An 11,947-nucleotide genomic window follows, 5' to 3' on the forward strand; every position below is an offset into this window, starting at 1 on the left:
CGGGAGCGCGGCGCACGGCTCGGCGGAGCTGCTCTGCGGGGTCGGCCGGTCGTCCCGAAAGCATTTCGGCGGGTACCGGCGGCCGGGCGGGGCGCTGTCGATCCTGGTCGATGATCCGCAGGCAGGCGTCGAAATCCACTGTTGACATGACCGTAACCGGGCCACCAGAATCCTCCGAAAAGGTTTTCGGCGCAGTGAGGGGGCCGGTGACCGTGACGACCACTCGGCGCCTCGGCGCGCTCCGGCGCGGAGCACCGCGCCCGGTTGACCCGCGGCTGTGGCTGGCCGCCAGCGACCTTGACCGGAACCGTCGCCGCTTTCGATGCGGATCCGGCCGGTCGGGTGGAACGGAGTGACGCAGGTGGGCATGGCGAACGAGCCGGCGGAGATCTGGTTCCTGACGGGAAGCCAGTCGCTCTACGGCGAAGAGGTGCTCGAACAGGTCGCCGCACAGTCCCGCGAGGTGTGCCAGCGGCTCGCCGACGGTCTGCGGGCGCAGCCTCGCCTCGTCTGGAAGCCGGTGCTGACCACCGCCGACGCGATCCGCCGGACGTGTCTGGACGCCACCGCCGAAGACCGGGTGGTCGGCGTCGTCGCCTGGATGCACACGTTCTCACCGGCGAAGATGTGGATCGCCGGCCTCTCCGCGCTCGGCAAGCCGCTGCTGCACCTGCACACCCAGGCCAACCGGTCGCTGCCCTGGACCGAGCTGGACATGGACTTCATGAACCTCAACCAGGCGGCACACGGCGACCGCGAGTTCGGGTACGTCCAGTCGCGGTTGGGGGTGGCCCGCAAGACCGTCGCGGGCTTCGCCGGCGATCCGGCGGTACACGAACGGGTCAGCGACTGGGCCCGCGCCGCGACCGGCGCCCGCGCCGCGCGGTCGCTGCGGATGGCCCGCTTCGGCGACAACATGCGGGACGTCGCCGTCACCGACGGCGACAAGGTCGGCGCCCAGGCGACGCTGGGGATCTCGGTCAACGCCTACGGGGTCAACGCACTCGTCGCGGCGGTCGACGAGGTCGCCGACGCGGACGTCACCCGGCTGGTCGCCGACTACCAGGAGCGCTACGACGTCGTACCGGAACTGCGGCGCGGCGGCGAGCGGCACGCCGCCCTGCGCTACGGCGCCCGGATCGAACTCGGGCTCCGCCAGTTTCTCGTCGACGGCGGTTTCGACGCCTTCACCACCAACTTCGAGGACCTGGGCGGCCTGCGGCAACTTCCCGGCCTGGCCGTGCAGAACCTGATGGCCGACGGCTACGGCTTCGGCGGGGAGGGCGACTGGAAGACCGCCGCCCTGCTGCGCATCCTCAAGGTGGTCGCCGGGGACCGGCCGGGCGGGACCTCCTTCATGGAGGACTACACCTACCACTGGGGTCCGGGCGAGCCGAAGATCCTCGGCGCGCACATGCTGGAGGTCTGCCCCAGCATCGCCGCCACCCGACCGAGCCTGGAGATCCACCCGCTGTCGATCGGTGACCGGGAGGACCCGGTGCGGCTGGTCTTCACCGCCGCACCCGGCCCGGGACTCGTCGTCGGCCTCGCCGACCTGGGCGGGCGGCTGCGGCTGACCGCCAACGAGATCGACCTGGTCGAGCCGGACGAGCCGCTGCCCCGGCTGCCGGTCGCCCGCGCGGTCTGGATCCCGCGTCCCGACCTCGCCACCTCCGCCGAGTGCTGGCTCCTCGCCGGCGGCCCGCACCACACCGTACTCAGTACGGCGGTCGGTGCGGGGGCGCTCGTCGACTTCGCCGACATGTCCGGCGTCGAACTGCTCATGATCGACGCCCGGACCGACCACCGCTCGTTCGCCAACCACCTGCGCTGGAACAGCGGCTACCACCGCCTGGCGCAGCGGCTCTAGCCGCACCTCTACCGCACCAACAAGGAGAACGGCGCACATCCCACACGAATCCGAGGAGAATCATGAAAAGAAGATCGGGCGGGCGGACCGTCCGGCGGTCCCTGGCCGGAGTCCTCGCGGCGACGCTGATCCTCAGCGCGACGGCGTGCGGTGACGACGGCCCGGGCGACCAGGGCGGCGTGGCCGAGGCCGGTCCCACCGGCGTCGACGACGGCAGCGAACTGACGCTCTGGACCCGGGCACCGCTGGAGAAGCAGGCGAAGCTGCTCGTCGAGGCGTACAACGCCGGTCACCAGAACAAGGTCAAGCTGACCGTCGTCCCGAACGACGACTACGTCGCGAAGGTGGGCGCGGCGGCCGGCTCCGGCGGGCTGCCGGACCTCTTCGCCGCCGACATCGTCTACGTGCCGAACTGGGTCAACCAGGGACTCTTCCAGGATCTCAGCAGCAACATCGACGGTCTCGGCTTCAAGGACGCCATCAACAAGGGCCACCTCTCGGCCGGTACCCAGGACGGCAAGGCGCACGTGCTGCCCTTCGTACTCGACCTGTCGATGCTGTTCTGGAACAAGCAGCTCTTCAAGGACGCCGGGCTGGACCCGGAGAAGGCCCCGGCGAACCTGGCGGAGTACGCCGCCGCCGCGAAGGCCGTCCAGGCCACCAGGAAGGCCGGCGTCTACGGCACGGCGGCCGGGCTGAACTGCGGCGGCTGCCTCGTCTTCACCTGGTTCCCGTCCATCTGGGCCAGCGGCGGCGAGGTGCTCAGCGAGGACGGCACCGAGGCGAGGCTGGCCGACCCGACCGCGCAGAAGGTGTACAGCACCTGGGCCGACCTGTGGAAGTCCGGCGCGGTCCTGCCCGCCTCGGCCGGCGAGACCGGGCCGACCTGGACGGCGGCGTTCACCGAGGGCAAGGTCGGGCTGATGTTCTACCCGGCGACGCTGCTGTCGTCGACGCCGTTCGACGTCGGTGTCGCCGGCATCCCGGGCCCGGACGGCGGCGCCTCGACCTTCGTCGGCGGGGACGGCATCGGCGTCTCCAAGGACTCGAAGAAGGCCGCGCAGGCCTGGAACTTCCTGAGCTGGATGATGTCCGAGGAAGCCCAGGTGGAGGTGCTGGCCAAGAACAAGGACGTGGTGTCCCGCTCCGACCTGGCGAACAACAGGTACGCCGCCCAGGACCCCCGCCTCGTCACCATCAACGAGGTCGCCGGCAAGGGCGACACCCCGGTCGCACTCAACTTCCAGCAGGCGTTCAACGCACCGGGCAGCCCCTGGCTGACCCTGGTCCGCAACCAGGTGCTCAACGGCAGCGGGGACCTGGCGAAGGACAACAAGGAAATCACGGCGGTACTCCAGCAGTAGGCGGCGTCGCCGCGGGCGTGTGCCGGTCCGCCGCTGTGCGGACCCGGCATACGTCGGCCGCGCCGCACTCGCCAACCGTCGCCGGTCCGGCCCGTCGCCGATCGAACGAGGAGTTGTGATGAACGTCAGCGCACCGGCCCGGCCACCCAGTGCGGCGAGGCCGGGCCCGGTCCGGCCCAGCCGACGGCAGGCCCTGCTCGGCTGGATCTACGCCACGCCGACCGCGGCATTCGTGGTGGCGCTGTTCGTGGTGCCACTGCTGCTCGTGATCAAGATGTCGCTGTCCCGCTGGCCGTTGCTCAGCGGCGACCAGGGGATCAACGCGCCGGAGAACTTCACCAAGGCGGTCAACCACCGCTTCTTCACCGACTCGGTGGTCTTCACCCTCAAGTACACGGTGATCGCGACCGTACTGCTGCTCGCGCTCGGCCTGGGGATGGCCCTGCTGGTGCAGGAGTCCAGCCGGTGGAACAACCTGCTCCGGGCGTCCTTCCTGGTACCGAGCGCGCTCGGGCTGGCGTCGGCGTCCCTGCTGTTCTACGTGCTCTACTCGCCGTACGCGAGCCCGCTGGCGCCGGTGGTGGAGCGGCTCGGCATCACGTTCCTGGGCTCGCCGAACGCGGCGCTCTTCTCCACGGTGTTCCTCATCGTCTGGCGCTACGCCGGCTTCTACATGGTGCTGATGCTGGTCGGGTTGCAGAGCATCCCGGCGGACGTCTTCGAGGCGGCGCGGTCGGACGGGGCGACCCGCTGGCAGACGTTCCGGAGCGTCACCCTGCCGCTGCTCCGCCCGACGCTGGCGCTGACCACCGTGCTCTGCGTGACCGGCTCGCTGCTCGCCTTCGAGCAGTTCTACATCCTCACCAAGGGTGGCCCGGACAACAGCACCATCACGGTGGTCCAGCTCATCTACATGATCGCGTTCCAGGGGCAGAACGACCTCGGCGTCGCGGCGGCGCTCTCGGTCGTCGTGCTGGCGGCCCTGGTCCTCATCAACGCGCTGCAACTGCGCGCCTTCCGGTCCGAGGAGAACTGACGCCATGACCGTCGATTCCAGGCCCACCCGGGCCGCGGTGGCGGGGCCGCCCCGGCCGCCGGAGCGGGTGCCGAGCAGGCCGAGGCCGCGCGGCCTCACCATCGCCGGTGTCGCCTTCCGGACGCCCTACTGGGTCTTCACCGGAGCGGTGGCGGTGATCTTCCTCTTTCCGCTGGTCTGGACCGCCGTCGCCTCGGTCTCCCCGCAGGCGGGCACCAACCAGGTGACCGGATGGGGCTTCGGCAACTACACGACCCTCGCCGACTACCAGGCCGGGGTGTGGCGCTACCTCGCCAACTCGGCGTTCGTCTCGCTGCTGACGGTCGCGCTCACGCTGCTGGTCTCACTGCTCGGCGGGTACGCCTTCGCCCGGTTCCGCTTCCCCGGCCGGAACCTCCTCTTCCTGCTCACCCTGGCCATCCTGATGGTGCCGTACGCGACCCTGCTCATCCCGCTCTACGTCCTGCTCAACGAGGTCGGGCTGGCGAACTCGCTGGTCGGTGTCGCCCTGGTGCTCACCATGTTCCAGTTGCCGTTCTCCACCTTCCTGATGCGCATCTCCTTCGAGGCGGTGCCGCGCGAACTCGACGAGGCGGCGAAGGTCGACGGCTGCTCGTCGTTCAGCGCGCTGTGGCGGGTACTGATCCCGGCGGTCAAGCCGGGCCTGATCACCGTGGGACTCTTCGCGTTCCTCGCCGCCTGGAACGACTTCATGGCGCCGCTGATCCTGATCAACGACTCCGAGCGGATGACGCTGCCGCTCGCCGTCTCCAACCTTCGCGGCCAGGTGCAGGGCGTCGTCGACTACGGCGCGACGGAAGCCGGCGTCGTCGTGCTGGCGCTTCCGTGCGTCGTGCTGTTCCTGCTGCTCCAACGACACTACGTGCGCGGATTCATGTCCGGCGCACTGAAGGGATGACCATGGCACCCAGCGCCTCCACGGCGGCCCCCGTCCTGCCGAGCCGAGGGCGGCTCCGGCCGCTCGGACTGGACGAGGTCCGCATCACCGGCGGCTTCTGGGCCGAACGTCAGTCCGTCAACGCGGCGGCCAGTCTCGACCACATCGGGCACTGGCTCGAACGGGAGGGCTGGATCCGCAACTTCGACCTGGTGGCCGACGGCGGCGACCTGGCCGGGGGGCGCCGGGGGCGGGAGTTCTCCGACTCGGAGGTCTACAAGTTCCTGGAGGCGATGGCCTGGGAGATCGGTCGCAGCGACGACCCGGGACTGGAGGCGAGGTTCCGCGCCGTGGTGCGCCGGGTGGGTCGGGCCCAGGACGCCGACGGCTACCTGAACACCAAGTTCGGTCACCCCGGCCAGCCGCCGCGCTGGTCGGACCTGCGCTGGGGCCACGAGCTCTACTGCGTCGGCCACCTGCTCCAGGCCGCCGTCGCGCGGGCGCGTACCCGCCCGGACGCGGACGACGGGCTGGTGGCGATCGCCCGGCGGGCCGCCGACAACGTCTGCCGGACCTTCGGGCCGGACGGCATCGACGGCCTCTGCGGGCACCCGGAGATCGAGCCCGCGCTGGCGGAGTTCGGCCGGGTCACCGGGGACGACCGCTACCTCGACCAGGCGGCGCTCTTCGTCGAGCGGCGCGGCCACGGCCGGCTCGGCGACGTGGAGTGGCGCCGGGAGTACTTCCAGGACGAGACCCCGGTACGCCAGGCGACGGCGCTGCGCGGGCATGCGGTCCGGGCGAACTACCTCGCCGCCGGTGCGGTCGACGTCGCCACCGAGACCGACGACCCCGGCCTGCTCAAGGCGGTACGCGACCAGTGGCGGACTGCGGTGGCCCGGCGCACGTACGTCACCGGTGGACAGGGCTCCCGGCACCAGGACGAGGCGTTCGGTGAGGACTGGGTGCTGCCACCCGACCGCGCCTACTCGGAGACCTGTGCCGGGGTCGGGTCGGTGATGCTGGCCTGGCGGCTGCTGCTCGCCTGCGGCGACTCCGGGTACGCCGACCTGATCGAGCGGACGCTCTTCAACGTGGTGTCGACGTCACCGGCGGCCGACGGGCGGAGCTTCTTCTACACCAACACGCTGCACCGGCGGGAGCCCGGGACGGTCCCGGACGACGACCGGCCGAGCATCCGGGCCGCCGCCGCGCAGCGGGCCCCCTGGTACGAGGTGTCGTGCTGCCCGACGAACGTGGCCCGCACCCTGGCCAGCCTGGCGGCGTACGTCGCGACCACCGACGACGAGGGCCTCCAACTGCACCAGTACGCCTCCGGTACGGTCGTGCACCGCCCGGTGGACGGGGCGGAGCGGCGGATCACCGTCAGCACCGGTTACCCGGCGGACGGGGAGATCCGGGTGCGGGTCGACGACGGTGGCGACGGCCGTCCGTGGACGCTGGCGCTGCGGGTGCCGGGCTGGGCGGAGCAGGGCGCGACGCTGACCATCGACGGCGAGACCCGGCCGGTACGCCCCGGCTACGCCACCGAGCGGCGGGTCTGGCGGGCCGGCGACGAGGTGGTGTTGCGGCTGCCCATGGCGCCCCGGTTCAGCCACCCGGACCCGCGCATCGACGCGGTCCGGGGCTGCGTCGCCGTGGAACGCGGCCCGCTGGTGTACGCGGTGGAGTCGGTGGACCTGCCGGGGGGCGGGAGCGTCGACGAACTCCGGGTCGACCTGAGCCGGCCACCCGGCATGGCGGGCAGCCGGGTGGTGGTGAACTGCCGGCGCCTCGACCCGCCCGACCGGGACTGGCCCTACGGCGGCGTCGGGGCCGGGCCGGTGCACGGGGCGGCGGGGAACCTCGTCGAGGTTCCGCTGGTCCCGTACCACGCCTGGGCCAACCGTGGACCGTCCACCATGCGGGTCTGGATCCCGACGAGCTGACCGCGCCAACCCCCACCAGGAGGACGAGATGAGCAACAGACGTACCAGGAGGGCGCCCACCTGGGCCGCGCTCGCCGCGCTCGTCGTGGCGGGGGTGGTCGGCCCGCCCTCGCCCGCGCACGCCGCACCCCCGGTCCTGCCGGGCAACGAGGGCGACGTGGGTGTCTACACCGACGGGCAGCACCACGCGATGGAGATCGGTGACCCCGTCTACACGAACGTCGCGGAGGTGGCCGAGCAGCTCAAGCCGGGCGTGCCGTTCACCGCGTCCAGCATGTACCAGTCGATCTTCGACAGGGATCTCGCGGCCGGCGGCACGGACTACTACCTCGACCGGGTGCTGGGGGTGCGCGGCACGCTCGGCTCGGCGGTGTTGATGACCCGGGGCCGTTCGCTCTACCTGCGCGGGGCCAGCAACAGCAACTTCTCCGTGATGGGCTTCGCCGGCAACACCTTCGTCGGCGGCCCCAACAACCTCGGCAACCTCTACACCGTCACCGTGCCGGGGCAGACGGTCACCGAGGTCGGCGCCGACCGGTTCAACGCGCCCAGCCACGCCAGGGGTCGCTACACGATCGGCAGCACCGGGGTCACCGCCGAGCTGACCAAGTTCATCACCTACGACAACGTCGCGGTCACCGCGATCAACCTCGGCAACCCGGGTGCGGAGGCGGCGACCTTCACCGTCCGCGCCGCGTCGCCGCTGGCCACCCAGGCCGGCGAGGGGGCCGCCGAACTCACCGGCACCCGCACCATCACCAGCGGCGCCAACAACGGCCTCGTCGACACCGCCTGGAACACCGTCCGGGTCGACCTCACCGGCGCCGGCTTCACCCGCAGCGGCAGCAACCTGGACCGGGAGGTCACCGTGCCGGCCGGCGGCACGGTCTCGCTCTCCGTCGTCGGCGCCGTCTCCTCGGCGACCCTGCCGGAGACGGTGCCGAGCTACCGGCGGTACGCCGCGATGCCCGCGGGCGAGGCGGTCCGGACCGGGATCACCGACTTCAACCGCCGCTGGGCGCAGGACGTGCCGTACGTCGACGTCCCCGACCCGGCCCTGGAAAAGGCGATCGTCTACCGGTGGTGGGGCGAGCGCTACAACAGCCTGGACGCGAACGCGCCCGGCCACGTCTACCAGTACCCGACGACGATCGAGGGGGTGAACCTCTACCAGAACTCGGTGGCGCTGACCCAGCCGATGCACCTCCAGGACACCAAGTGGCTGCGTACCCCCTACCTGCCGTACGGGCAGATCCTCAACATCGGTGAACTCTCCGGCTCCTCGGCGTTCCTGGACAGCCCCGGGCACACGAGCTGGAACAACCACTACTCGCAGTACCTCGGCACCGCCGGGCTGGAGGCGTACAACGTGCACGGCGGCGGGGCGGAGATCGCCCGGAAGTTCGCCGGCTACTTCGAGGGCGACGGTGTCGGGCAGCTCGAACACTACGACGGCAACGACGACAAGCTGATCGCCTACGACACCAACTACATGCCGGGCAACGACGCCGACGCGATCTCGTTCGGCTTCCCGAAGGCGAACGCCGGGGCACCCGGAGCGCGGACGATCGAGCGCCCGGAGTCGGCGTACGTCTGGGGTGCCTTCGACGCGGCCCGGCAACTGCACCAGATCGCCGGCAGCGACCAGGCCAAGGTCGACCAGATGGCGGCCAGCGCCAACGCGATCCGGGACGCGATCCTCGGCCGACTGTGGAGCCCGGACATGCGGATGTTCCTGGCCGGCACGTCGCACGGCGCCACCAGCGCGGCCAGCTCCAACGGCCGGCCGAACCCGTTGCCGGAGTCGGCCCGCACGCTGATCCCGGCGAAGGAGTCGAACCTCTACGACGTCTACGCCGAGAACCTGATCCCGTTCGACCAGTGGCAGTCCTACGTCGACGGGTTCCGCTTCCTCACCTACGGCGACAACTTCCCGATCTTCCCGTTCTACACCGCCAACCAGTACGACCGGGCGGCGTACGGGATCGGCGGTTCCAACAACTTCTCGAACATCAACTTCACGGTGCAGTATCGCGGGGTCCGCTCGGCGCTACGGCACTACGACCCGGAGCAGAAGTACATCACCCCGGAGTACGCCAAGCGGCTGCTGGACTGGATGGCCTGGAGCATCTACCCGAACGCGGACGTGCGGGCGCCGAACCAGGCCGAGTACTACTCCAACTGGAACCCGACGACGAAGACCTACAACCGGAACAACCCCAACCACGTGATGCTCGGCAACATGAGCTACATCTTCGTCGAGGACATGGCGGGGCTCCAGCCGCGCTCCGACGACAAGATCGAGCTGTGGCCGATCAACTTCGGCTACGACCACTTCATGGTCAACAACCTGCGCTACCACGGGCAGGACGTCACCGTCGTCTGGGACCCGGACGGCACGAAGTACGGCCTCGGCGCCGGCTACAGCCTCTTCCTCAACGGCGAGCGGAAGGTCAGCACCGACCGGCTCGGCAAGCTCAGCTACGACCCGAACACCAACCAGGTGCAGGCCGAGCCGGGCGTGACCGTCACCTTCACCGCCGCCACCGGGACCGACTTCCCGAGCGCGGTGGAGACCCCGGTGCAGGACGACCGCGTCGTCGGATATCTCAAGACGGCCGGCATCGACCTCACCGAGGACGCGCCGAATCTGGCGACCGGTGCCGAGCTGCGCTCCTCCTACACCCAGCAGGGCGTCCGGCCGACGCCGTGGCGGCAGTTCCACACGCCCGGCTGGAGCAGCACCTCGATGAACCACACACCGGGTGCGATCAAGGAGACCGAGCGGCCGGTCTCGCTGGCCGCGGTGACCGACGGCGTCACCGCGAACGAACCGTACTGGGGCAACTACGGCACCACCGACCGGAACGGCTACGTCGAACTCGACCTCGGGGCGGCGAGGTCCTTCGACAACGTGAAGGTCTTCTTCGTCAGTGACCGGCAGGCCGGCGGCTATCGCGAGCCGGCACGCTGGTGGATCCAGGTGCCCGACGGCGACGGCGGCTGGCGGGAGGTGCCGGGCCAGTTCAAGAACCCGACCGTACCGTCGGCGAAGTTCAACGAGGCGCTCTTCGAGACCGTGACGACGCAGCGGGTACGGATCGCCTTCACCAACAACCCGACCTTCTTCACCGCGATCTCCGAGATCCAGGTCTTCGACTCCGGCCGGGACGTGCCGGACGTGGCCAACCAGGCCCCGACGGTCACCGCCGTCCGGGACGGTTCGGCGGACGGAAACCTCTCCACCCGGCTGGTCGGCACCGCCGCCGACGACGGCGTCCCGTACGACAAGGAGCTGCGCTTCGGCTGGGAGACCGTCTCGAAGCCGGCCGGCGCGGGCGTCATCTTCGCCGACCCGTCGGCGACGGCGACCCGGGTGACCGGCACGGTCGCCGGGGAGTACGTCTTCCGGTTCTTCGCCGACGACGGCGAGAAGCGGTCGGAGGCGACCGTGCCGGTGACCCTCGCCGAGCGGGAGGTGGTGGCGGAGTTCGGTGCCACGGCGGCGATCACCACCAGCGGCACCGCCTCCTGGGAGAACCACCAGCGGGTCAACGAGGCGAGCACGCCGGCCAACTCGAACCCGGGCGCCGGAAACGGCTGGGGCAACTGGAACCTGCCGCAGAACGGCACCAGCCCGGAGCGGGAGGCGTGGCTCGAATACCGCTGGACCTCGCCGGTGCGGCTCTCGTCGACCGACATCTACTGGTACGACGACAACGGCGGGACCCGTCGGCCGACGGCCACCACGTACGCCGTCGAGTCCTCCACCGACGGCACCACCTGGACCCCGGTCACCCTGACCAACGGGTCCGCGTACGCCGACGCGCTCGCCACCAACACCTACAACCACCTCGACTTCACCCCGATCACCACCAGCCGGCTGCGGATCCGGATCTGGGGTGTGCAGGGCAGCGGGGCGGGTACCGGCGTGCTGCGCTGGCGCGCCAACGGCGAGACCGTCGAGTCGGTGCGGTCCCCGGTGCTGATCCGGACCACCGTGGGCCAGGTGCCGACCCTGCCGGCCGAACTCGACGGGATCTACGCCAGCGGTGCCCGGGGCAGGGTCGGGTTCGACTGGCAGGAGATCACCCCGGAGATGGTCGCGGAGACAAACGTCGAGCCGTTCGTGGTCTACGGCACGAACGACGCGTACGGGCTGATCGCCGAGGCCCGGGTCTACGTGCGGCCGGAGACCGCCCCGGGCGGCATCTCGATCCAGGGTGCCGAGACGTTCCAGCAGGACGTCGAGGTCGGCGAGCTGCCGTACCTGCCGGAGCGGGTGGAGGTCTCCTACAACGACGGGTCCCGGGACAACCAGGCGATCGGGGTCGACTGGGACTTCGACGAGAGCGTCGTCGACACCCCCGGCCGGTACACCGTGATCGGCAACCTGGTCCTGCCCGACTACGTCAGCGAGGCGGGTACCACCCGGACCACCCTGACCCTGACCGTGGGCGACCCGCCGGAGGAGCCGGCCTGGGACGTCCGGGTGCAGACCCGCACCCAGTGCATCGGCGGCAACGCCTACGTCTCGGTGAACGCGGTCAACGCCGAGGCGGTGCCGCTGGCGATCGAGCTGGTCACGCCGTACGGGACGCGTACGGTCGCGGCGGTGGCTCCGGGGAAGGCCGCCTACCAGGCGTTCAACGCCCGTACCAGCGCGGTGCCGGCCGGTAGCGCGACGGTGAAGGCCACCGGAACCGTCGACGGCCAGCCGGTGACGGCGCAGCTCGGCACCCCCTACGGCGCACTCGACTGCGGCTGACCCCCCGGGGTGGCGGCGCCGCACCGGCGCCGCCACCCCGCCCGCGACAGCGAGGAGATCGA

The 11,947-nt window shown here is 70.8% G+C and carries 6 protein-coding genes; all 6 read left to right on the forward strand.

Features of this window, described 5'->3' with window-relative positions; all coding sequences use genetic code 11:
- Window positions 1-367: 367 nt before the first annotated feature.
- The 6 genes from araA to C6361_RS21965 all read left to right on the forward strand — a co-directional run bounded on the left by araA (window position 368) and on the right by C6361_RS21965 (window position 11,885).
- Window positions 368-1,870 (forward strand): L-arabinose isomerase, encoded by a 1,503-nt coding sequence (araA, locus tag C6361_RS21940; RefSeq protein WP_107271097.1) that lies wholly within the window; start codon window positions 368-370, stop codon window positions 1,868-1,870.
- 62 nt (window positions 1,871-1,932) lie between these two features.
- Window positions 1,933-3,234 (forward strand): sugar ABC transporter substrate-binding protein, encoded by a 1,302-nt coding sequence (locus C6361_RS21945; protein ID WP_107268850.1) that lies wholly within the window; start codon window positions 1,933-1,935, stop codon window positions 3,232-3,234.
- A 118-nt stretch (window positions 3,235-3,352) separates the two neighbouring features.
- The gene (locus tag C6361_RS21950; protein ID WP_107268851.1) at window positions 3,353-4,270 is read left to right on the forward strand and encodes a carbohydrate ABC transporter permease; all 918 of its coding nucleotides are present in this window, start codon (window positions 3,353-3,355) and stop codon (window positions 4,268-4,270) included.
- Between the two features lie 4 nt (window positions 4,271-4,274).
- On the forward strand, window positions 4,275-5,189 hold the full coding sequence (locus C6361_RS21955; RefSeq protein ID WP_107258908.1) for a carbohydrate ABC transporter permease: 915 nt from the start codon (window positions 4,275-4,277) through the stop codon (window positions 5,187-5,189).
- The gene (locus C6361_RS21960; RefSeq protein WP_234358941.1) at window positions 5,186-7,117 is read left to right on the forward strand and encodes a glycoside hydrolase family 127 protein; all 1,932 of its coding nucleotides are present in this window, start codon (window positions 5,186-5,188) and stop codon (window positions 7,115-7,117) included. The genes C6361_RS21955 and C6361_RS21960 overlap by 4 nt, the downstream gene beginning before the upstream one ends.
- Window positions 7,118-7,145: 28 nt before the next feature.
- Window positions 7,146-11,885, forward strand: a complete 4,740-nt coding sequence (locus tag C6361_RS21965) for an Ig-like domain-containing protein (protein ID WP_234358942.1) — start codon at window positions 7,146-7,148, stop codon at window positions 11,883-11,885.
- The last annotated feature ends 62 nt before the right edge of the window (window positions 11,886-11,947 follow it).

Origin of the sequence: Plantactinospora sp. BC1 (assembly GCF_003030345.1) — a bacterium.
Classification (GTDB): Bacteria; Actinomycetota; Actinomycetes; order Mycobacteriales; family Micromonosporaceae; genus Plantactinospora.

Excerpts from the sequence above, each read along its gene's own strand:
- C6361_RS21960 (WP_234358941.1), top strand. The coding sequence starts at position 5,186 with ATGACCATGGCACCCAGCGCCTCCACGGCGGCCCCCGTCCTGCCGAGC.
- C6361_RS21955 (WP_107258908.1), top strand. The coding sequence starts at position 4,275 with ATGACCGTCGATTCCAGGCCCACCCGGGCCGCGGTGGCGGGGCCGCCC.
- C6361_RS21965 (WP_234358942.1), top strand. The coding sequence starts at position 7,146 with ATGAGCAACAGACGTACCAGGAGGGCGCCCACCTGGGCCGCGCTCGCC.
- C6361_RS21945 (WP_107268850.1), top strand. The coding sequence starts at position 1,933 with ATGAAAAGAAGATCGGGCGGGCGGACCGTCCGGCGGTCCCTGGCCGGA.
- C6361_RS21950 (WP_107268851.1), top strand. The coding sequence starts at position 3,353 with ATGAACGTCAGCGCACCGGCCCGGCCACCCAGTGCGGCGAGGCCGGGC.
- araA (WP_107271097.1), top strand. The coding sequence starts at position 368 with ATGGCGAACGAGCCGGCGGAGATCTGGTTCCTGACGGGAAGCCAGTCG.